Raw genomic sequence first — 21,585 nt, 5'->3', positions numbered from 1 at the left:
GCCGGGGATACCCTGAGACATCCGATGTCCGGGAGGCCCCGTGCCGGTCACAGACGAAGCGATCGAGAAGATCAAAGCAATGATCGTTTCCGGCGAGCTGGGGCCGGGGGCGCGGCTGCCGCGCGAGGCCGACCTGGCCGAGCGGCTGGGGCTGTCGCGCAGCTCGCTGCGCGAGGCGGTCAGGGCGTTGTCGCTGATCAGGGTGCTGGACGTGCGCCAGGGCGACGGCACCTACGTGACCAGCCTGGACGCGGACCTGCTGCTGGACGCGATGAGCTTCGTGATCGACTTCCACCGCGACGACTCGGTGCTGGAGTTCTTCGAGGTCCGCCGCATCCTGGAGCCGGCGGCCACCGCGATGGCCGCGGTGGCGATGCCGGAGGCGGAGATCGAGGGCCTGCGCGCGGTGCTGGCCGAGCTCGACCCGGACCCGGACCTGGACGCGCTGGTGGCCAACGACCTGGAGTTCCACCGGCGGGTCGCGGCGGGCAGCGGCAACGGCGTGCTCTGCTCGTTGATCGACGGGCTGACCGGCCCGACCCTGCGGGCCCGGATCTGGCGCGGCCTGACCCAGGAGGGCGCGGTGGCCCGCACCATCGAGCAGCACACCGCCATCTGCGACGCCATCGCCGCCCGCCAGCCGGACGTGGCGCGCTCGTGGGCGACGATCCACGTGGCCGGGGTGGAGCAGTGGCTGCGCAGAGCGCTCGGCACGCCGCCGCCGTCCGCGCGGTAGTCGCCCCGCCGAATTAACCGGGACCGCCACCAGCTCGTGCGCATACCGTCGGCCCGTGTCCGTGACCGACCGCGTGAGCGCCGCCTGCCTGCCGCTCGCCCCGGCCCTGCTGTTCGCCTACGGCGCCGTCCGGCTGCTGGACCCGACCCGGTCGCCGGGGGTGGTGTGGACGGTCAGCCACGTCTTCTACCTGGCCTCGTACCTGGCGGTCGGGGCGGCGACCTACGCCCTGCGGCGCCTGCTCGCCGACGCAGGCCCCTCGGTGCGCCGGATCGGTACCGGGCTGGTGCTGCTCGGCTGGCTGGGTGCGCTCTGCGGCGTCGGCCAGGCCGTGATCGACCTGGTCGCCGGCGCGCTCGCCTCGACCAAGGCGGAGCGCGGGGTCATCGCCGACCAGTTGCGCGACGCCGTCCCCGGCGCGGCCCAGATGTTCTACGGGACCGGCCCCGCGCTGTCGGTGCTCGCGGCGATCGGCCTGATGACGCTGGCCGCATGGTTGCCGGCCCGTCGGGTGCCGTGGTGGTCGCCGGTCCTGGCGTTGGGCGCCTGGACGCTGCCCACCCTGAGCCTGGACCTGATCCCGGTCGCGGCGCTCGGCCTGCTGGTCGCGCTGTGGCCGCCGTACCGGATCCTGCGCGCCGGGGCGCCGCTACGGACGCGGGCGTAACCGCAGCCCCTGCATGCCGCCGTCGACGGCGAGCACGGTTCCGGTGGTGGAGCCCGCCGCCGGGCCGGCCAGGTACGCGATGGCCGCCGCCACCTCGTCGGCGGACACCAGCCGGCCCATCGGCTGGCGGGCCTCCAGCGCCGCGCGCTCGGCGGCCGGGTCGTCGGCGGCGGCGAGCAGCCGGCCGACCCACGGCGTGTCCGCCGTGCCCGGGTTGACGCAGTTGACCCGGATGCCCTCGCCGACGTGGTCGGCGGCCATGGCCAGCGTGAGCGACTGCACCGCGCCCTTCGACGCGCTGTACAGCGCCCGGTTCGGCAGCCCGGCGGTGGCCGCGATCGAGCAGGTGTTCACGATCGCGGCGGCCCGCGACGCGCGCAGGTGCGGCAGCGCCGCCCTGGTCAGGCGGACCATGCCGAGCACGTTGACGTCGAGCACCCGGTGCCACTCGTCCAGCGGGTTGGCCTCCACGGTGCCCTGAGCACCGATGCCGGCGTTGTTGACCAGGATGTCCAGCCCGCCGCCGAGCCGAGCCACCGCCGCGTCGACCGCCGAGTCCACCGACTCTTGATCGGTGACGTCCGCGCGCAGCCCGAGCAGCGGCGCGCCGACCCGCGACGGGTCCAGGTCCAGGCAGGCCACCTCGGCGCCCCGGGCGGCCAGCATCCGCGCGGCGGCCAGCCCGATCCCGGACCCGCCGCCGCTGACGATGGCCTTGAGCCCGTCCAACTCACTCACGCCGTCACACCTCTCGCAGACATCGGATGTCTCCTTATACGCCGTCCCTCCGGCGCCCCACAATGCCGATCACGGGTCCTGGACGGCGCTCCAGGTCACGGACGTGACGGCCGGCTCCAGGCTCAGGCGGCTGACGGCCTGTTCGAGCCGGCGGTCGTCGCGGTGGTCGGCGGTGAGCTCGGCGGCCACCGTGACCTGGCCGTCGGTGGCGGTGTTGTAGCTGCGGATGCCGCGCAGCCCGAACGCCGTGTCGGTCACCGCCTGCACCAGCAGCGCGCGGATGTGCGCCTCGGCGGCCTCCTCGCACGCCGCCTCGAAGCGGTACTCCACGCACACCTCGTCGCCGCCGGCCGGCTGGCGGTCCAGCCGCCGCCCGAGCGGGCGCAGCAGCAGGTTGGCCACCACCACGGCCACCGCGCCCAACGCGGCCACCGGATACATCCCGGCGCCGGCCAGCGAGCCCACGGCGGCCGCGCACCACAGGGTGGCCGCGGTGTTCAGCCCGCGCACGTTCAGCCCGTCGCGCAGGATCACCCCGGCACCGAGGAACCCGATGCCGGACACCACCTGCGCGGCCACCCTGGTCGGGTCGGCCACCCGCACCCCACCCTCCAGGCCGGCGTCGAAGCCGTACGTCGACAACAGCACGAACAGCGCCGCGCCCGTGGCCACCAGCGCGTTCGTGCGCAGGCCCGCGCCGCGCGCCCGCCACTGCCGCTCCATGCCGATGGCCGCGCCGAGCCCGAACCCGGCGACCAGCCGCAGCGCCATCTCCGCCACGCTCATTGCCCCACGCTCCTTCCCTGTGATCAGAGGGCGAGCTGAACCACCCGGACGACGACCATGCCCACGGCGATGACCAGGTAGCCGCGCAGCACGCCGAGCCCGAGCCGGCGTCCGAGCCCCAGCCGAGGCGGCGGGAGCAGCCCCAGCGGCGGCATCCGCCAGCCGGCCCTGGCGTCGCGGTCGGCCGGGCGCGGGCGCGGCGCCGTCTCGTGCCGGGCGTAGACGATCACCAGCGGGACTGCCAGGCAGGTGCCGGCGCCGAGGACGGCCAGGATCGCGGCGGTGCCGATGCCCGGGAACACCACCGAGGCGGTGAGCACGACCGAGAGCATCACCAGCACCGCGACCACCGCCGAGGTGAAGACGTTCATCGCCCGGCCGTTGACCCACGGGCCGAGCACGGCGCGGTCGTTGCACAACAGCAGCAGGAACACCGTCGCCGACGGCAGCAGCACCCCGGCCAGGGTCTGCACGCCCTCGGTGAGCAGGCCCAACGGGCTGCCCGGGACGACCACGATCACCGCCGCCGCGACGACCAGGCCGGCGAACACCGCGTAGAAGCCCTTGGCCTCCCGGGGCCGGCGGTGCAGCGAGTGCCGCAGCCCGAGCACGTCGCCGATCGCGTACGCGGTGGCCAGCGACACCGCCGCCGCGCCGATGACGCTCGCGTCGATCAACGCCACCGCGAACAGCACCCCGGCGCCGTTCCCGACGTAACGCCCGAGCCCGTCGGCCACCCCGGCGGCGTCGGTGAAGCTGCCGGCCTCCGGGCGTCCCTCGAACGCCGCCGCACAGAACGCCATCATCGCCACCGCGCCGACGACCACCAGCACGATCCCGATCCACAGGTCGGCCCGCGCGTAGCCGATGAACCTCGGCGTGATCCGCTTGTCGACGAGGTAGGACTGCTGGAAGAACAACTGCCACGGCGCCACCGTGGTGCCCACGATCGCGATGATCAGCAACAGCACCGTGGACGGCTCGCCGCCCGCCGGCAGGCCGGGCAGCACGAAGTCGCGGGCGATCCGGCCGACCGGTGGGTGCGCCATCACCACGATCGGCACCAGCAGCAACGACCCGCCGACCAGCACCAGGCAGGCCCGCTCGAACCGGCGGAAGCTGCCGGCGCTCGCGGCGGCCACCACCAGCACCGCCGCGACCAGCACCCCCGGCACGGTGGGCAGCCCGAGGTAGGACAGCCCGAGGGCGATCCCGATGAACTCGGTGACCAGGGTCAGCGCGTTGAGCGCGAACAGGTCGATCACGCTGAACGCGCCCCAGAACCGGCCGAACCGCTCCAGGATCAGCCTGGCGTGCCCGACCCCGGTGACCGCGCCCAGCCGCAGCACCATCTCCTGGTTCACATACAGCACCGGGACCAGCAGAAACAGCGTCCACAACAGCCGGGTGCCGTAGTCCTGGCCGGCCTGGGTGTACGTGCCGAACGCGCCGGCGTCGTTGTCCCCGACCATCACGATCAGGCCGGGGCCGACGATCGCCAGCAGCGTCCGCACCCGGGCCGGCAGGCCCACCCGGCGGCGCGCGTCGCCGTGCCGGATGGTGCCCAGCGCGCCCCGGATGTCGCCCACGTGCGCCGGGTCGAGCACGGCCGTGGCCCGTGCCCGCGTCACCGCCGCGTCGATGTTGCCCGCGACGGCATCGCCAGGACGCGGGAACGGCCGGGTGTAGGTACGGCCGCCGTGCGCGGCGGTCATCAACATCGGTCCGGCCGGCGTGACCTGGCCGGCCCTGAGCGCCCAGTGCGGCGCGGCCGCCGGACGGCGGCGAATCGATACGATCTCGAGCAGAACGCGCCAAGTCATGGCGGTGCCCCCGTTCGACGGGCGCGCGCCACCGTCCGGACGGAACTAGTCAGTCGCCCCCGGAACCGGACCCGGCACGCGCGAAGTGATCAACGGAACCGGACTTCGACCCGAATCCATCACTCACCTCCTCACCGCCCGGGCACACGCGGGTGCCGCCACCGCCACGTAGTGCACACCGCCGCCCGTCTCATTGTCAAGTACCTACGCAAGTGAGCGAATGAACCGCCCGCGAGTCGTGGATTTCGTCAGGGTGAGTCGCGGATTTCGTCAGGCGCCCTCCGCGTGCGCCTCCGCATGCGGGCTCGCTGGCAGGTCGCGGCCGACGGTCAGCCGGACCACGTCGACCAGCCGGGGGTTGTCGATCAGGTAGATCTGCCGGCGCCCGTCCCGCCGCGACCTGACCAGCCCGGCGAGCTTGAGCTTGGCCAAATGCTGGCTGACCGTGGCCACCGTCTGGCCCACCTCGGTGGCCAGCGTGCCCACGTCGCGCTCCCCGCCGGCGAGCAGCCAGATGATCTGCAGCCGGGAGGTCGCGGCGAGCATGCCGAACGTGGCCGCGGCCTCCTGGAGCGGCTCCGCGTCCAGTGGAACGCCGGGTTGGGGCGTCACTGCCAATGCGATCCCTTTCACGCCGGGGCCCAGCAGACTGTCTCACTCTGTACGGTTGCGCAAGGACACATTCTTCAGTCGATGGACGCCCCGGCCGGGGGAGGGCAAGCGCTGGCATCCATCAGGAGACCAACGGGGCGAAGCACATGGCTGACGGGCGGATCGGCGCCGGGCACGAGGTGGCGCTGCGTGGCCTGGCGGCCGCGCCGCCGTTGACGTTGTGCCAGCGGCTGGGCACCTCACCGCGCGGCCTGACCGAGGCCGAGGCGGAGCAGCGCTGGGACCCCGGCCACCCCGACCCCGCCGAGCCGACCGCGCTGGGCCGGCTGCGCGCCGCGTTCCTCAGCCCGTTCGTGCTGCTGCTGGTCGGGCTGGCCGCGGTGTTCGCCGCGCTCGGCGACGCCAGGGGCTGGGTGACCATCGCGGTGATGGTCGCGATCAGCGTCGGGCTGCGGTGGTGGCTGCGGACGCGGTCGGACCGGGCGGTGCGCCGGCTGCGCTCACGGGTCACCCGCACCGCCACCGTGCGCCGGCGCTGCGCCGTCGGCCAGCCCGGGGTGTGGCGCGAGGTGCCGGTGGAGGACCTGGTGCCCGGCGACGTGGTGTCCCTGGCCGCCGGCGACGTGGTGCCGGCCGACCTGCGGCTGCTGCACGCCAACGGGCTGCGGGTGGACCAGTCGGTGCTGTCCGGCGAGGCGACCCCGGTCCGCAAGCGCGCCCCCAGCGGCCAGGAGCCACCGGAGCCTCCGGAGCCCCGGCCGGCACGTACGTTCTGGCCGTGGCGCCGCAAGACGGACACCGACGTCGTGGACCTGCCGTCGGTGTGTTTCGCGGGCACCTCGGTGGTCAGCGGCACGGCGACCGCCGTGGTCATGACCACCGGCCCCGGTACCTACTTCGGCGCGCTCGCCCGGGACGCCTCCGGGGCGCGGCCGGAGAGCAGCGTCGATCACGGGGTGCGGGCCGTCGGGCGCACGCTGATCCGGTTCATGCTGGTCCTGGTGCCGATCGTGCTGGTGGTCAACGGCTCGGTCACCGGTGACTGGGCGCAGGCGGGGCTGTTCGCGGTGGCGGTGGCGGTCGGGCTCACGCCGGAGATGCTGCCGGCGATCGTGACGGCCACCCTGGCCAGGGGAGCGGTGGCCCTGTCCCGCCGCGACGTGATCGTCAAACGGCTGGACTCCATCCAGGATCTCGGCGGGATGGACGTGCTGTGCCTGGACAAGACGGGCACCCTCACCGAGGACCGGGTGGCGTTCGCGCACAGCGTGGACCTGGACGGCCAGCTCGACGACTCCGCCGTCGAGTACGCGTACCTGATCGGCCGGTCGCTGTCCGGCCCGCCGGACCGGTTCGACCGGGCGATCCAGGACTACGTCACCGAGGACGAGGCGCTGCTGGCCCGCGCCATGTACACCAAGGTCGACGAGCTCGGGTTCGACCACGACCGGCGGCGGGCCTCGGTGGTGGTCAGGGACCCCGCCGGCGAGCACCTGCTGATCACCAGCGGCGACCCGGACGAGATCCTGGCCCGCTGCACGTCGTACCAGGCCGGTGCCCAGGGAGCCCAGCTGGACGCGGCGCGGCGGCGGGAGGCAGCGGACCTGGTGGCCGCGCACGAGGCGCACGGCATGCGGGTGCTCGCGGTGGCCTCCCGCCTCGCCGAGCTGGCCGACCCGGGCGGCCTCGGTGGGCCCGCCGAGCCCGACGACCTGGAGCGCGACCTCACGCTGATCGGGTTCGTGGCGTTCGTCGACCCGGTCAAGGCCACCATGCCGGACGCCGTCGAGCGGCTGGCCGAGCACGGCGTGGCGGTCAAGATGCTCACCGGCGACTCGGCGCTGGTGGCCGAGCAGGTCTGCAAGCGCGCCGGCATCCCGGTCGGGCGGATCGTGCTCGGCCACGACGTGGAGCGCGCCTCGGACTCCGCGCTGGCCGAGCTGGTCGAGCGGACCACGGTGTTCGCCAAGGTCAACCCGCAGCACAAGGCGCGGATCATCGCCGCGCTGCGCCGCCGGGGGCACTGCGTCGGGTTCCTCGGCGACGGCGCCAACGACACCACCGCGCTGCGCACCGCCGACGTCGGCATCTGCGTGCACAACGCGACCCCGGCCGCCCGCGACGCCGCCGACCTGGTGCTGCTGGACACCGACCCGACGGTGCTGGTCAACGGCGTGGTGGCCGGCCGGCGCACGCTCGGCAACACCATGAAGTACGTCAAGATCACCGCCGCGTCCAACCTCGGCAACGTGTTCTCGGTGCTCGCGGCCAGCCTGTTCCTGCCGTTCCTGCCGATGCTTCCGGTCCAGCTGCTGGCCCAGAACCTGATCTATGACGCGGCCCAGCTCGCGCTGCCCTTCGACCGGGTGGAGCCGGGCTACCTGCGCCGCCCGCGCCGCTGGGACGCCCGCCGGCTGGTCCGGTTCATGCTGGTGTTCGGGCCGCTGAGCTCGCTGTTCGACCTGGCCACGTTCGGCGTGCTCTGGTGGCTCGTCGGCGCGAACACCCCGGCCGAGCAGTCCGTGTTCCAGGCCGGCTGGTTCACCGTCGGCCTGCTCTCCCAGGTCCTGGTGGTGCTGGTGCTGCGCGGCCGGGGCCTGACCCGGCCGGCCTACGCCGTGCTCGCGGCCGCCACCGCCGCCGTCCTGGTCGGCCTCGCCCTGCCCCGCTCGCCGTGGGCGTCCGCGCTGCAGATGACCGCCCCGCCGCCGGCCGCCTTGCCGTGGCTGCTGGCGATCGTCGCCGCCTACCTGCTCGCGGCCATCCTGGTCAAGAAAAAGACCCGTGAGTGGTTAGCGTTGTCATAGCAACGCTAACCACTCACGGGTGAGGGACGGCGGTGGCGGGACGCGGGACGTTCGTCGGCCGGGCGGGTGAGCTGGCCGCGCTGCTCGACGTCCTGAGCGCGGCGCGGTCGGGGCATGCCGGGGTCGGTGTGGTCGGTGGCGACCCGGGGATCGGGAAGACGCGGCTGCTGGCGGAGTTCGGTCGGGTCGCGGCGGCTCGGGGCTGGTCGGTGGTGAGCGTGCAGGCGCCGGCGGTGGGCGTGGCGCCGGCGTTCTGGCCGTGGCGGCAGGTGGTGCGGCTGTGGCCGGCGGCGGGGCTGCGGGAGGAGCTGGCTCGCGGCGGTTCGTGGCTTGCCAGGGCCGACGCGGAGCCGAGCACGTCGTTGCCGAGCCCCGAGGCGCGGTTCGTCGCGTTCGAGCGGTTCGGGCTGGCGTTGGCGCGGGCCGCCGGGGACGGGACGGTGCTGCGGTTCGACGACGTGCACCGTTTCGACCCCGACTCGTTGTCGCTGCTGGTCAGCGTCGTGTCACAGGTGCGGGAGTGCCGGCTCGCGATAGTGGGCGCGTTTCGGGCGCGGGAGCTGCGAGCACGCCCGTCCGGGGCCGAGCTGTGTGCGCGGGTCGGGCGCCACCCGCACGGTGTGTCGATCACGCTGGGCGGCTGGTCGAGCTCGGAGGTCGAGGCCGGGTTGCGCGCCCAGCTGGGGAGGCGAGCGGAGCCAGCCGTCCTCGCCGCCGTCTGTGCGCGGACCGGGGGCAACCCGCTGTTCGTGCACGAGATCGGCAGGCTGCTCGGCGCCGGCCTGGCCCCCGATGCGCTGCTTCCCGACGTCATCCGCGACGCGGTCCGCGAACACCTGGACGGCCTCTCGCCCGCCTGCCGCCGGACGCTGACGGTGGCCGCCGTGCTCGGGCGCGAGATCGACCCCTCGGTGCTGGCCACCGTCAGCGACACCGACCCGGCCCTGGTGCTCTCGCACCTCGACGAGGCGCTGCGGGCCGGGGCGGTGACGGCGGTGACGCGGCGGACCGGCCCTCGGTTCGGGTTCGCCCACGACCTGTTCGGCGAGACCCTGCTGGCCGATCTTCCCGCCGCCGAACGAGCGCGGGGACACCTGCGCGTGGCGACGGCGCTCGAGCTGGCCGGCGGGGCGCGGCCGGTCGAGATCGCGCGGCATCGGCTCGCGGCGCTGCCGCTCGGGGACCGGGCGGCGGCGAGCCGGGCGGCCTTCACGGCGGGCCGCGAGGCGCTGGCCGAGCTGGCGTACGAGAACGCCGCCGAGCTGTTCGACAGCGCGCTGGACACCGCGCCACCGGACATGGACTCCGCGCGGCGCTGCGAGCTGCTGATCGAGGCCGGTCGGACCCGCTTCATCCGCCGCGACTCCTCGGGTGCCGTGGAGCACTGCGCCGCCGCGGCCGAGCTGGCGTTGCGCACCGGGGATGCCGAGTCGCTCGGCCGGGCCTGCCTGGCCCTGCCGGAGTTCCCCGATCCACGCTGGACGCTGCGCGTCTCCACCTGGTGTGAGCAGGCGTTGGCGGGGCTGGCCGAGGGCGAGACCTCGATGCGGGCACAGCTGCTCGCCCAGCAGGCGATCGCGTACCTGTTCGCCGGTGGCCCGGACCAGGTGGCGGCCACCAGCGCGGCCGCGCTGGCGATGGCCAGGCGGGTCGGCGACGACGACGCGCTGCGCATCGCGCTGCGGGCCCGCCAGCTCGCCCGCGCCGATCCGGCGGGCCACGCCGAGCGGCTCGTGCTCGGAGCCGAGATGCTCGCGCTCGGGCGGCGCCGCGCCGATCCGGAGGCGGAGTTCTGGGGCCACGTGTGGCGCTTCGACGCGCTCATGCAGACCGGGCACATCGACCACGCCATGGCCGAGATCGACCGGGCCGATCCGATCGCCACCCGGTTGGGACGCCCGTTGGCTCGCTGGCACGTGCTGCGCAGCCGGGTCGCCGTCGCGATCGGGCAAGGACGGTTCACCGAGGCCCAGCGGTTGGTCCGGCTGGAGCTCGACCACACGCCGGACGGGCTCACCGCCCGCGCGCCCTACTGGTCGGCGCTGCTCATCGCCCGGCTCACCGGCGACGCGCGCAACGTCCCACCCGATCCGCTGCCGGCCGACTACGACCACCCCATCGCGGTGATGGGCGACCTGATGCACCTCGCGCCGTACCACCTGGCGCTCGGGCGCACGGCCGAGGCCGCCGCCCTGCTCCGGGCGGTGCCCGGCGTCGACAGTGCCCGCGTCCCGCCGTTCGTGCGGATGCCGGTCGACGCCATGCGGTGCACGGTGGCCGCCGCGATCGGTGACACCGACGCGGCCGAGGCGGCCTATCACGCCCTGTTGCCCCATGCCGACCTGCACGTGGTCGCCGGGGCCGGGGTGTCGATCACCTACGGCTCGGCGCACCTGCCGCTCGGGATCGCCGCGGCCGCCATCGGGCGCACCGACACCGCGATCGACCACTTCCGCGCCGCCGTGGCCGCCAACGACGTGGCCGGGCTGCATCCCTTCGCCGCCACCGCCCGCCACGAGCTGGCCGCCGCGCTGCGCTCACGGGGCGAGCCGGGTGACGCGCCCGAGGCGCGAGAGCATGCCCGGCGGGCCGCGGCGCTCGCCGAGCGGCTGGGCATGGCGCCGCTGCTCACCCGGGCCAGGGAGCTCGCCGACCAGCTCGCCCAGCGCCCGGCGTGGCACGCGCTGACCGCCAGGCAGCGCGAGATCGCATCGCTGGTGGCCCGGGGACGAAGCAACCGCCAGATCGCGAGCGAACTGCACATCTCCCGGCGCACCGCGGAGAACCACGTCCGCAACATCATGGCCGCCCTCGGCGCCGCCAACCGCGTCCAGGTCGCCACCTGGATGTCCCAGGGCACCGGCGAGCTGCCACCGAGGTAGAGCGAGTGGCGAGATGAGTAGTTCTCGTCATGCCGGCGGCGACGCGCCGGCGTTGGGTCGGCGGCACCGGGCGCGAACGTGCCCGCCGGAGAGGAACTCCCATGGCCAGGCCCACCCACGATGCCGACCCGACCGGTTTCGGCGCCGTCGACGATCACGACGCCGACTACTTCGTCCGCTTCCTCGACGCCCGAACCACGATCCCGGGGGAGATCCGCGTCAAGCGGCTCATCACCAGCGAGCTGCGGTTGCGCGAGGGGCTGTCCGTGCTGGACGTCGGCTCGGGCACCGGCGCCGACACCTGTCACCTCGCGACGGTGGTGGGGCCGGACGGCAGCGTCGTGGGGCTCGACCGCAGCGCGCGCATGGTCGAGGAGTCCCGCCGCCGGGCCGGCGCGCTGGGTGTGCCCGCGGAGTTCGTCGACGGCGACGCCGCGTCGCTGCCCTTCCCCGACGCCACGTTCGACCGCTGCCGCGCCGAACGAGTACTCGCGGTGATCGACGATCCGGTGGCCGCCGTGGCGGAGATGGCCCGGGTCACCCGACCCGGCGGCCTGGTGGTGGTATCGGAGATCGACTCGGGAACCATCTTCCTGGACGGACCCGACAGCCATGTCGCGGACTCGCTCGTGCACGCGCTCGCCTCGGGCCTGCCCAACCCCCGCATCGGCCGCCGGCTGAACCGGCTGCTCGCCGAGGCCGGCCTGGCGGACGTGCACTGCGTGCCCCAGGTCGTGCTCAACCCCGTGGCCTTCCTGCGCGTCGTGTTCGCCGGCCAGCTCGAGGAGCTGGTCGCCACCGGAGAGGTGAACCGCGCCGGAGCCGACGCGTTCTGGGCCGAACAGGAACGCGGCGAGCACGAAGGCTGGCTGTGTACCGGCGTCACCTGCTTCACGGCCGCCGGCCGCAAACTTGCATGAGCCGGGCACTCACGGGCGCGGTCCTTGCTGGGCGATCAGCTCGCGGGCTTCCTGTTCGGTGGCGACCGCGGGCGGTGAGCCGGGCAGCGGGTGGCGGGCGCTCTCGGTGAGCAGGAACGCGCTGACGGCGCCGACCACGCCGACGGCGATCAGGTAGTAGCCCGGCCAGTTGAGGTCGCCGGTGGCCAGCACCAGCGCGCTGACCACTGTCGCGGTGGTGCCGCCGAACGCGGAGACGAAGATGTTGAACGTGATTGACAGCCCGCCGTAGCGGATGTGCGTGGGAAACATCGCCGGCAGCGTGGACGGCGAGGTGGACGAGAAGCACACCAGCGTGAGCCCCATGACGATCAGCCCGAGGAACACCGTGACCGGCGTGTCCGCCCGCATCAGCAGCACCGACGGCAGCCCGAGCGCGATCAGCGCGACGCTGCCAACCAGCAGCACCGGCCGCCGCCCGACCCGGTCGCTGAGCCGCCCGAGGAAGGTCACCACCACCATGAGCACCAGGAGCACGGCGATCTGCATCAGGTTCGAGGCGTTCTCGCTGATCCCGCGCGCCCCGCTGGCCGGCAGCGTGACCGTCAGGTACGTCGGGATGTAGCTGGTCAGCATGTAGTTCGTGACGTTCCAGGCCACCACGATGCCGCCGGCGAGCAGGATGGCGCGCCAGTGCTTGGTGAACACCAGCCGCAGCCCCTCCTTGGCCGCGGTGCCCTGATGGGTGGCCGAGGACGCCAGCAGCCGCTCGAAGGCCGGCGTCTCCTCCAGGCGCAGCCGCAGGTAGACCCCGGCGAGCCCGAGCGGGAGCGCGAGCATGAACGGGATCCGCCAGCCCCAGGCGAGCATCTGGTCGTGGGACAGCACGGTGTTCAGCAGCGTGACCAGGGTGGCGCCCAGGGCGTAGCCGGTGAGCGTGCCGAACTCCAGCCAGCTGCCCAGGAACCCGCGCCGCCGGTCGGCCGCGTACTCCGCGATGAAGGTCATCGCGCCGCCGTACTCCCCGCCGGTGGACAGTCCCTGGAGGATCCGCGCGAGCAGCACCAGTAGCGGGGCGGCCACGCCGATGGCGGCGTAGCTGGGCAGCAGCCCGACGACGAAGGTGCCGGCCGCCATCAGGATGACGGTCAACGACAGCACCTTGGTCCGGCCGATCCGGTCGCCCAGCGGCCCGAAGATCAGCCCGCCCAGCGGCCGGACCAGGAACGACACCGCGAACGTGGCGAACGCGTAGATGACCGCCACCGGCCGGGGGAGGTTGGAGAAGAACACCTGGGTGATCACCGGCACCAGGTAGGCGTAGACCCCGAAGTCGTACCACTCGGTGACGTTCCCGATGGCCGCCGCGGCGACCGCGCGCCGCACGGTGCTCTCGTCGGTGACCGTGAGGTCGCTGATCTTCTTCGGCGGGCGGGCGCTGCCGTCCTGTCCATGGTCGTCGCTCACTGGGACCCCCTGTGGTCCAGTTCTCCACCAGGTTACGACGAGACGATCTCCTGAGTTGCGTGGTGCGCAACATGCGCCTGATAGTGCAACAAGGGTGGGCCTGGCGGACCGTCGAGTCAAGGTTCACGTCGCCGCCGCTGTGACCGCACTCAGGCTGACGCGACCGCATGGCAGTTACATACCGTCAGAAGGTATGTTACGTTCAGGCTCGTCAGAGGCGGCCGTCGGCCGTCATCGTCCCGGTCGGGAGGCGGCAGATGAGCGATGCGGCGCGGATCGTCAAGGAGAACGCGGCGGCGAAGGACCCTCACGACGTCGAGGCGGTGTTTCATCCGGACGGGTACCGCGAGACGGCCGGGTCGGGAGTTCGCCAGGCGACCGGCGAGGGCGGGTTGAGCGCCGAGCAGGCGTCGCGGTTCGTCGGCGAGTGGTCCCGGCTGTGGACGGCGCCGAGCTACGACGCCTGCCGGCCGCTGCTGCACGACGACGTCGTCGGGCGCTGGCCCGGGTTCGAGCGGCCGCTGCGCGGCGCGGACGCCTACGCCGGCCAGGTCGCGCGGGTGGCCGAGCTGGTCCCGGACATCCACCTGTGGCCGACCGCGCACGCCACCGAGGGCGAGCTGCTGTTCATCAGCTGGGAGGGCACCGGCACCGTCGGCGGGCGCGCGCTCGACCTCTACGGCATCGACAGGTTCCGGCTGCGGGATGGCCGGGTCGCGGAGTCCGTGATCGCCTACGACCTGGCCCGGATCGCCTCGGCCGGGTCAGCCCCGGTCGGCGAGCGCGCGCATCAGCCGGCGTAGCTCGCGCAGCACCTGGTCGTTCGCGGCCTGCTGGTCCTCCGCGCGGGCCACGTACATGGCGGCCTCGCACAACGCCCCGTGCAGCATCCGGGCCAGCGGCTCCACCGGCCGCTGCCCGATCCGGCCGGTGCGCATGGCCTCGGTGAGCCCGGCGCACATCAGCGCGAACCCGTGCCGGCCCTCGATCTCGCGCATCGTGGACCAGTCCAGCACCGAGGGCGCGTCCAGCAGCGTGATCCGCTGGACGTCGGGCTCCAGCGACGCCTCGAAGAACGCGCGGCAGCCGGCGTAGAACCCGTCCCACGGGTCGGGTTCGCGCTCGGCCGCCGCCTTCACGGTCCGCGCCAGCTCGCGCTGCTCGGCCTCGAACACCGCCCGGAACAGCGCCGGCTTGCCGTCATAGTGATGGTAGAGCGCGCCCTTGGTCACGCCGGCCTTCTCGCTGACGGCCCCGAGCGCGGTCGCCGGATAGCCGACCGTGGCGAACAGCTCGCGCGCCGCCGCGACCAGCTTCCCCTGCGTAGTCTCGGACCGCTCCCGCTGCGACATCCGCGTCGCTGCCCTGGTCACACCAGGGATACTAACCTGCCGACCGTCGGTATGTACCCGTCCGAGACCCCCACCCGCCCGCCAAACCCCCCGCCAAACCCCCCCGCGAGTCGGGCGTCTCAGCACAGTGAGTCGCGCGTTTCAGCACATGCACGCGCGGCGGCGCCGACGGCGTGCCGGTAGCGTGCCGGTGGTGTGCCGGTGGTGTGCTGAAACGCCCGACTCGGTGTGCCAGGACGCCCGACTCGCGGGGGGTTTGGGGCGTTGCGCCTAGGCGACGGGGACCTCGTCGGGGGCGGCCATTCGGGCGGCGTCGGCGGTGGTGTCGTCGGGCATCCGTTGGCTTTCGCGTTCGGCGGCCACGCGCGCGCGGTAGTGCTGGACCTCGCGGGCGCGCTGGGCAGGGGTCCAGCCGAGCACGGGGGCCAGCAGGTCGGCGGCCTCCTCGCAGGCGTCCAGGCCGCGGTGGAACGTCTCGATCGAGATCCGGGTGCGGCGGGTGAGGACGTCGTCGAGGTGGCGGGCGCCCTCGTGGGTGGCGGCGTACACGATCTCGACGCGCAGGTAGTCGGGCGCGCCGGCCAGCGGGCGACCGAGCGACGGGTCGGCGGCGACCATCGCGAGCGGCTCGTCGATGAGCGAGCCGTAGCGTCCGAGCAGGCGCTCGATCCGGGCCGGGTGCAGGCCGGAGCGCGCGGCCAGGGCGGCCGACCTGTTGCGTACCGCGGCGAAGCCGTCCGCGCCGAGCAGCGGCACGTCCTCGGTGCACGACGGCGGCACCTCGGCCCGGCTGAAGTGACCGAGCTCGTGCACGGCGGCCTGCACGGCGTCGCGGGCCATCACCCGGTACGTGGTGTACTTCCCGCCGGCCACCACGACCAGTCCGGGCATCGGGGTGACCACCGCGTGTTCCCTGGCCAGCTTGGTGGTGTCAGCGGACACCCCGGACAGCAGCGGGCGAAGGCCGGCGTAGACGCCCACCACGTCGTCGCGGCTCAGCGGCTCGGTCAGCACCTCGTTGACGTGCGAGAGCAGGTAGTCGATGTCGCTCGCGCTGGCGGCCGGGTGCGCCTTGTGCAGCGTCCAGTCCGTGTCGGTGGTGCCGATGATCCAGTGCCGGTTCCACGGGATGACGAACAGCACGGACTTCTCGGTGCGCAGGATCAGCCCGGTGTCCGAGACGATCCGGTCGCGCGGCACCACGAGGTGCACGCCCTTGCTGGGCCGCACCCGGATCCGCCCGCGCTCGCCGGCCAGCGCCTGCGTCTCGTCGGTCCACACGCCCGTCGCGTTGATCACGACCCGAGCCCGGGCCCGAACCGTCCGCCCGCTCTCCAGGTCGACCAGCTCGGCGCCGGTCACCCGACCGCCCTCGCGCAGCAGGCCGACCACCCTGGCCCGGGTGGCCACCCGAGCGCCGTAGGCCGCCGCCGTGCGGGCCAGGAACAGCGTGTACCTGGCGTCGTCGACCTGCGCGTCGTAGTACTGCAGCGCGCCGACCAGCGCGTCCTTTCGTAGCGACGGCGCCAGCCGGCGCGCCCCCCTTCTGGTCAGGTGCCGGTGGTGCGGCAGCCCGCGCGCCTGCCCGGCCAGCGGCCCCAGCGCGTCGTAGAGCGTCACGCCCGCGCCCGCGTAGGCCCGCTCCCAGACCCGGTGGCGCAGCGGGTAGAGGAACGGCACCGGGCGCACCAGGTGCGGCGCCAGCCGGGTGACCAGCAGCCCTCGCTCCCGCAGCGCCTCGGTGACCAGCCGGAAGTCCAGCATCTCCAGGTAGCGCAGGCCGCCGTGGATGAGCTTGCTGGACCGGCTGGAGGTGCCGGCGGCGAGGTCGCGGGCCTCCACCAGCCCGACGGACAACCCGCGGGTGGCGGCGTCCAGCGCGCAGCCGGCGCCGACCACCCCGCCGCCGATCACCAGCACGTCCAGCTCCCCCGAGCCGAGCGCGTCCAGCGCGTCGGCGCGCGCCCCGGGGGAGAGCGCGACAGCCGTCATGTCAGCCGACGTCCACCCAGTTCAGCGTCCGCTCGACGGCCTTGCGCCAGTTCGCGTACCCCTCGGCGCGCTGCTCCTCGGTCCACTTCGGGGTCCAGCGGTGCGCCTCGTTCCAGTTCGCCCGCAGCTCGTCGGTGGACGTCCAGAAACCCACCGCGAGCCCGGCCGCGTAGGCGGCGCCCAGCGCGGTGGTCTCTGCCACCACCGGCCGGCTCACCGGGACGCCCAGCACGTCGGCCTGGATCTGCATGCACAGGTCGTTGGACGTCACGCCGCCGTCGACCTTGAGCACGTCCAGGTGCACCCCGGAGTCCTTCTCCATCGCCTCGGCCACGTCCCTGCTCTGGTAGCAGATCGCCTCCAGGGTGGCCCTGGCCAGGTGCGCGTTGGTGTTGAACCGGGACAGCCCGACGATCGCGCCGCGCGCGTCCGAGCGCCAGTACGGCGCGAACAGCCCGGAGAACGCCGGCACGAAGTAGACCCCGCCGTTGTCCTCCACCTGCCGGGCCAGCGCCTCGGACTGCGCGGCGCCGGAGATGATGCCGAGCTGGTCGCGCAGCCACTGCACGGCCGAGCCGGTCACCGCGATCGAGCCCTCCAGGGCGTAGACCACCGGCTCGTCGCCGAACTTGTAGCACGCCGTGGTGAGCAGCCCCGCCTTCGAGTGCACCAGCTCGGTGCCGGTGTTGAGCAGCATGAAGTTGCCGGTGCCGTAGGTGTTCTTGGCCTCGCCGGGTGCGAAGCAGACCTGGCCCACGGTGGCCGCCTGCTGGTCGCCCAGGTCGCCGGTCAGCGGTACCTCGCCGGCCAGCGGGCCTCGGACCAGCGTCGTCCCGTACGGGTCGGGCGAGCTGGACGAACGGATCTCAGGAAGCATCTGCCGAGGGATGTTGAAGAACCCGAGCAGCTCGTCGTCCCAGTCGAGGGTCTCCAGGTTCATCAGCATGGTGCGGCTGGCGTTGGTCACGTCGGTGACGTGCACGCCGCCGTCGGTGCCGCCGGTGAGGTTCCACAGCAGCCAGGTGTCGGTGTTGCCGAACAGGGCGTCGCCGCGCTCGGCGGCCTCCCGCGCACCGTCGACGTTCTCCAGGATCCACTGGATCTTGCCGCCGGAGAAGTACGTGGCCGGCGGCAGCCCGGCCTTGCGCCGGATGACGTCACCCCGACCGTCGCGCTCCAGCGCGGTGGCGATCCGGTCGGTGCGGGTGTCCTGCCAGACGATCGCGTTGTAGAACGGGCGGCCGTTGCGCTTGTCCCAGACCACCGTGGTCTCGCGCTGGTTCGTGATGCCCAGCGCGGCGAGGTCGGACGCGGACAGCCCGGTCTTGTTTAGCGCGGTCTGGCACACCGCGGAGGTCCGTTCCCAGATCTCCACCGGGTTGTGCTCGACCCAGCCCGCCCTGGGCAGGATCTGCTCGTGTTCGAGCTGGTGGCGGCCGACCTCGTTGCCGCCGTGGTCGAAGATCATGAATCTGGTGCTGGTCGTGCCCTGGTCAACGGCGCCGACGAAATCGGCCATGATCCACTCCTATGGGTTCACTGGGGGATGTCGCGGCCCACCGGGGTGGGCGTTTCCTCGTCGGCGGGCAGGTTGCGGTTGATCAATAGCTGGAACAGCCCGCCGCCGACCAGGCCACCGATGATGGGCGCCACGATCGGCAACCAGAAGTAGAGCTGGCCGTGTTGGTCCACCCAGGCCGTCGAGTACCCCGTGATGAACGAGGCCAGCCGGGGGCCGAAGTCGCGTGCCGGGTTGATCGCATACCCGGCGTTCGCCCCGAACGCCATGCCGATCGCCACCACCAGGAACCCGATCGCCACCGGGGCGAGGTTGGCCAGCGGCGGGTTGTTCCTGGCGTTGACCAGCGCGAAGATCACGAAGACCAGGATCGCGGTGCCGATCACCTGGTCCAGGAAGGCGGTGCCGATGCTGATGCCCTCGGCGCCGTTGCCCGGCAGCGTGGAGAACACGAACTGCGACTTCACCGTGTGCCCGGGGTCGTACTTCGCCAGCAGGTCGGCGTAGTTGGCGCGCACCAGCAGCGCGGCCACGAACGCGCCGGCGGTCTGGGCCAGCGAGTACGGCAGCACCTTGCGCCAGGGGAAGCCCTGGTACGCGGCCAGCGCCACGGTCACCGCCGGGTTGAGGTGGGCGCCGCTGATCCGGCCGGCCACGAAGACGCCGAACGTCACCCCGAAGCCCCAGGACCAGGCGATCGCATCGTGCCCGCCGAGGCTGCCGTCCGGCGTGGTCACCACCTGGGCCACCACGCCGCAGCCGAACAAGATCAGGATCATGGTTCCGGCGAACTCGGCTATGAGCTCGCCGTAGTAGGAATTGCGCATCTCTCCTCCGAGCTCCGTCGCTCCTGTTGGCCGTGACGCTAGAAACGGACTGTGACCTCGGCAACGGCGTTCATTCGACATTGCCGAACAAACACCCCGACCGGGTCACAATCCGGACTACGCTGCGTCGGATGCCCGGGTCCATTCAGTCGGTCGAGCGGGCGGCCGCGATGCTGCGGCTGCTCGCCGGTGCCGGCCGCCCGCTGGCGCTCGGCGAGCTGGCCGCCGCGCTGGGCCTGCCCAGGGCCACCGCGCACGGCATCGTCCGCACGCTGCGCGAGGTCGGCTTCGTCGCGCAGGACCGGGACACCGCGCAGTACCTGGTCGGCTCCGGGCTGCGCACCCTGGGCGCCGAGGGCTGGGATCACCACGACCTGCGGGCGCACGCGATGAACTGGGCCGACGCGCTGGCCGGCAGCACCGGCTGCGCGGTGTACGTGGGCGTGCCGGCCGGGTCCACCGCGAGCCTGGTGCACCACGTGTTCCGCCCGGACGGCTCGCCGCAGCGGCTGCGCATCGGCGAGCACGAGCCGCTGCACGCCACCGCGCTGGGCAAGTGCCTGCTCGCGTTCGTGCCGGTCGCCACCCCCGCGCACCGCGACCTGGACCTGCACCCCTACACCGGCCGCACCTGCGCGAGCGTGCCCGCGCTGCAGGCGCACCTGGACGTCACCCGCCGCCGCGGCTACGCCACCGACGTGGGCGAGTACGAACCGGGCGCCGGCGGGGTGGCGGTGGCGCTGCGCGGCCCTGGCGGGCTGGCGGTGGCCGCGCTGGGCATCGAGGGCCCGGTCGAGCACCTGTTCGGCGCCGGCGGCGAACCCCGCCCCAAGCTGACCGCCGAGCTCATCGCCGCCGGCCGGGAGATCTCGTCGGCGCTGCGGGAGGAGACGTAACCCGTGAGTGGAAAACGTTGCTATGACAACGCTAACCACTCACGGGTTCTGACCAGGGGAAACGGGGTGGGCGGGTGAGCGAGCGGGTGGTGGCGGCGATCGACCAGGGCACCACGTCCACCCGGTGCCTGCTGTTCAACCGGGCCGGGCGGATGGTCGCGGTGGCCCAGCGCGAGCACCGGCAGTACTACCCGCGCCCGGGCTGGGCGGAGCACGACGCCGAGGAGATCTGGCGCAACGTGGCGCGGGTGGTGCCGGCCGCGCTCAAGCAGGCCGGGCTCGGGCCGGAGAACATCGCCGGGCTCGGCATCGCCAACCAGCGCGAGACCACGGTGATCTGGAACCGGCACACCGGGGTGCCGCTGGCGCGGGCGATCACCTGGCAGGACACCCGGACCGACCACTTCGTCTCCGAGCTGGTGGCGGACGGGCACGGGCCGCTGTTCGGCAAGCTCAGCGGCATCGGGCCGGCCACCTACTTCGCCGGGCCCCGGCTGCGCTGGCTGCTCGACCACGTGCCGGGCGCGCGGGCCGGCGCGGAGGCCGGCGACGTGCTGTTCGGCACCATGGAGAGCTGGCTGATCTGGCGGCTCACCGGCCGGCACGTCACCGACGTGACGAACGCCAGCCGCACCATGCTGATGGACCTGCGCTCGTTCGAATGGTCACAGCCGCTGCTGGACGTGCTGGGCGTGCCGGCGCGGATGCTCCCCGAGATCAGGCCGAACGCCGAGATCTACGGCACCTGCACCACGCTGCTGCCCGGCGTGCCGGTGGCCGGGGCGCTCGGCGACCAGCACGCCGCGCTGGTCGGCCAGGCCTGCTTCGCGCCCGGCGAGGCCAAGTGCACCTACGGCACCGGCGCGTTCCTGCTGATGAACACCGGCGCGCGGATCGCCGAGCCGACCCACGGGCTGATCCCGACCGTGGGCTACCTGCTCGGCCCGAAGCCGGTGTACGCGCTGGAGGGCTCGATCGCGGTGACCGGCTCGCTGGTGCAGTGGTTCCGCGACTCGCTGGGCATGATCCCCACCGCCGCCCAGATTGAGACGCTGGCCCTGACCGTGGCGGACAACGGCGGCTGCTACATCGTGCCGGCGTTCTCCGGGCTGTACGCGCCGCGCTGGCACGCCGATGCCCGAGGCGTGATGGTCGGGCTGACCTCGTACATCAACCGTGGGCACCTGGCGCGGGCGGTGCTGGAGGCCACCGGCTGGCAGACCCGCGAGGTGGTGGACGCGATGAACGCGGACTCCGGGCTGCCGGTCACCCGGCTCAAGGTGGACGGCGGCATGACCGCGAACCACCTGCTCATGCAGTTCGTCGCGGACGTGCTGGACGTGCCGGTCGAGCGACCGCTCGGTCTGGAGGCGGTGTCGCTCGGCGCGGCGTACGCGGCCGGGCTGGCCGTGGAGTACTGGGCGGACCTGGAGGTGCTGTCCGCCAACTGGCATCGCGCGGCCATGTGGACCCCGTCCATGGACGCCGACGTCCGCGCCCGAGAACACGCCAACTGGAGCCGCGCCGTGGAACGCAGCCGGGGATGGGTGACGACCGACTGAGCGCCCGGCATCGCCCGGCG

At 73.3% G+C, this 21,585-nt stretch carries 17 protein-coding genes; 8 read left to right on the top strand and 9 right to left on the bottom strand.

Features of this window, described 5'->3' with window-relative positions:
• Positions 1-40 precede the first annotated feature (40 nt).
• A complete protein-coding gene (locus N912_RS0122105; protein ID WP_028924112.1) occupies positions 41-736 on the top strand; it encodes a FadR/GntR family transcriptional regulator in 696 nt (231 codons plus the stop codon).
• Positions 737-791: 55 nt separating this feature from the next.
• Complete coding sequence (locus N912_RS0122100) at positions 792-1,403, top strand: hypothetical protein (protein ID WP_028924111.1); 612 nt, start codon at positions 792-794, stop codon at positions 1,401-1,403.
• Here the strand turns inward: N912_RS0122100 and N912_RS0122095 are convergent.
• The 4 genes from N912_RS0122095 to N912_RS53780 all read right to left on the bottom strand — a co-directional run bounded on the left by N912_RS0122095 (position 1,386) and on the right by N912_RS53780 (position 5,362).
• Positions 1,386-2,141: an SDR family NAD(P)-dependent oxidoreductase gene (locus tag N912_RS0122095; RefSeq protein WP_028924110.1), complete on the bottom strand. Its 756-nt coding sequence runs from the start codon at positions 2,139-2,141 to the stop codon at positions 1,386-1,388. The two genes, N912_RS0122100 and N912_RS0122095, sit on opposite strands and share 18 nt — an antisense overlap.
• A 69-nt stretch (positions 2,142-2,210) precedes the next feature.
• Positions 2,211-2,927, bottom strand: a complete 717-nt coding sequence (locus N912_RS0122090) for an MgtC/SapB family protein (RefSeq protein ID WP_028924109.1) — start codon at positions 2,925-2,927, stop codon at positions 2,211-2,213.
• 23 nt (positions 2,928-2,950) lie between these two features.
• Complete coding sequence (locus tag N912_RS0122085) at positions 2,951-4,750, bottom strand: Nramp family divalent metal transporter (protein WP_245645375.1); 1,800 nt, start codon at positions 4,748-4,750, stop codon at positions 2,951-2,953.
• A gap of 270 nt (positions 4,751-5,020) precedes the next feature.
• A complete protein-coding gene (locus tag N912_RS53780) occupies positions 5,021-5,362 on the bottom strand; it encodes an ArsR/SmtB family transcription factor (RefSeq protein WP_037065840.1) in 342 nt (113 codons plus the stop codon).
• A gap of 146 nt (positions 5,363-5,508) precedes the next feature.
• Here N912_RS53780 and mgtA point away from each other — a divergent pair, with 146 nt between their 5' ends.
• From mgtA to N912_RS60580, 3 genes are all read left to right on the top strand, one after another.
• Entirely contained in the window at positions 5,509-8,169 is a 2,661-nt protein-coding gene (gene mgtA, locus N912_RS53775) for a magnesium-translocating P-type ATPase (RefSeq protein ID WP_051580591.1), read from the top strand.
• Between the two features lie 32 nt (positions 8,170-8,201).
• Positions 8,202-11,051 (top strand): ATP-binding protein, encoded by a 2,850-nt coding sequence (locus tag N912_RS0122070; RefSeq protein WP_028924107.1) that lies wholly within the window; start codon positions 8,202-8,204, stop codon positions 11,049-11,051.
• A 101-nt stretch (positions 11,052-11,152) separates the two neighbouring features.
• Positions 11,153-11,971, top strand: a complete 819-nt coding sequence (locus N912_RS60580) for a methyltransferase domain-containing protein (RefSeq protein WP_051580590.1) — start codon at positions 11,153-11,155, stop codon at positions 11,969-11,971.
• A 9-nt stretch (positions 11,972-11,980) separates the two neighbouring features.
• Here N912_RS60580 and N912_RS0122060 read toward each other — a convergent pair whose 3' ends face one another.
• On the bottom strand, positions 11,981-13,417 hold the full coding sequence (locus tag N912_RS0122060) for an MFS transporter (RefSeq protein WP_084211090.1): 1,437 nt from the start codon (positions 13,415-13,417) through the stop codon (positions 11,981-11,983).
• 257 nt (positions 13,418-13,674) lie between these two features.
• Here N912_RS0122060 and N912_RS60575 point away from each other — a divergent pair, with 257 nt between their 5' ends.
• Positions 13,675-14,220, top strand: a complete 546-nt coding sequence (locus N912_RS60575) for a nuclear transport factor 2 family protein (RefSeq protein WP_051580589.1) — start codon at positions 13,675-13,677, stop codon at positions 14,218-14,220.
• Here the strand turns inward: N912_RS60575 and N912_RS0122050 are convergent.
• The 4 genes from N912_RS0122050 to N912_RS0122035 form a co-directional block, all read right to left on the bottom strand.
• Positions 14,182-14,790 (bottom strand): TetR/AcrR family transcriptional regulator, encoded by a 609-nt coding sequence (locus N912_RS0122050; RefSeq protein ID WP_211261334.1) that lies wholly within the window; start codon positions 14,788-14,790, stop codon positions 14,182-14,184. The two genes, N912_RS60575 and N912_RS0122050, sit on opposite strands and share 39 nt — an antisense overlap.
• A 249-nt stretch (positions 14,791-15,039) precedes the next feature.
• On the bottom strand, positions 15,040-16,761 hold the full coding sequence (locus tag N912_RS0122045) for a glycerol-3-phosphate dehydrogenase/oxidase (protein ID WP_028924104.1): 1,722 nt from the start codon (positions 16,759-16,761) through the stop codon (positions 15,040-15,042).
• Between the two features lies 1 nt (position 16,762).
• Positions 16,763-18,280 (bottom strand): glycerol kinase GlpK, encoded by a 1,518-nt coding sequence (glpK, locus tag N912_RS0122040; protein ID WP_028924103.1) that lies wholly within the window; start codon positions 18,278-18,280, stop codon positions 16,763-16,765.
• Between the two features lie 17 nt (positions 18,281-18,297).
• A complete protein-coding gene (locus N912_RS0122035) occupies positions 18,298-19,107 on the bottom strand; it encodes an MIP/aquaporin family protein (RefSeq protein ID WP_028924102.1) in 810 nt (269 codons plus the stop codon).
• A gap of 131 nt (positions 19,108-19,238) precedes the next feature.
• Between N912_RS0122035 and N912_RS0122030 the strand changes: the two genes are divergently transcribed.
• Positions 19,239-20,003 (top strand): IclR family transcriptional regulator, encoded by a 765-nt coding sequence (locus N912_RS0122030; RefSeq protein WP_028924101.1) that lies wholly within the window; start codon positions 19,239-19,241, stop codon positions 20,001-20,003.
• Between the two features lie 74 nt (positions 20,004-20,077).
• Positions 20,078-21,565: a glycerol kinase GlpK gene (glpK, locus tag N912_RS0122025; protein ID WP_028924100.1), complete on the top strand. Its 1,488-nt coding sequence runs from the start codon at positions 20,078-20,080 to the stop codon at positions 21,563-21,565.
• Positions 21,566-21,585: the final 20 nt, after the last annotated feature.

The sequence above is a fragment of the Actinospineispora acaciae DSM 45401 genome, assembly GCF_000620785.1.
Classification (GTDB): domain Bacteria; phylum Actinomycetota; class Actinomycetes; order Mycobacteriales; family Pseudonocardiaceae; genus Pseudonocardia; species Pseudonocardia acaciae.
This window is presented reverse-complemented; position numbering and strand designations above follow the sequence as displayed.

What these genes read in the sequence shown, in the direction of transcription:
- N912_RS0122090 (WP_028924109.1), bottom strand. Translation starts at nt 2,927, where the DNA reads ATGAGCGTGGCGGAGATGGCGCTGCGGCTGGTCGCCGGGTTCGGGCTC.
- N912_RS0122085 (WP_245645375.1), bottom strand. Translation starts at nt 4,750, where the DNA reads ATGACTTGGCGCGTTCTGCTCGAGATCGTATCGATTCGCCGCCGTCCG.
- mgtA (WP_051580591.1), top strand. Translation starts at nt 5,509, where the DNA reads ATGGCTGACGGGCGGATCGGCGCCGGGCACGAGGTGGCGCTGCGTGGC.
- N912_RS60580 (WP_051580590.1), top strand. Translation starts at nt 11,153, where the DNA reads ATGGCCAGGCCCACCCACGATGCCGACCCGACCGGTTTCGGCGCCGTC.
- N912_RS60575 (WP_051580589.1), top strand. Translation starts at nt 13,675, where the DNA reads ATGAGCGATGCGGCGCGGATCGTCAAGGAGAACGCGGCGGCGAAGGAC.
- N912_RS0122045 (WP_028924104.1), bottom strand. Translation starts at nt 16,761, where the DNA reads ATGACGGCTGTCGCGCTCTCCCCCGGGGCGCGCGCCGACGCGCTGGAC.
- glpK (WP_028924103.1), bottom strand. Translation starts at nt 18,280, where the DNA reads ATGGCCGATTTCGTCGGCGCCGTTGACCAGGGCACGACCAGCACCAGA.
- N912_RS0122035 (WP_028924102.1), bottom strand. Translation starts at nt 19,107, where the DNA reads ATGCGCAATTCCTACTACGGCGAGCTCATAGCCGAGTTCGCCGGAACC.
- N912_RS0122030 (WP_028924101.1), top strand. Translation starts at nt 19,239, where the DNA reads ATGCCCGGGTCCATTCAGTCGGTCGAGCGGGCGGCCGCGATGCTGCGG.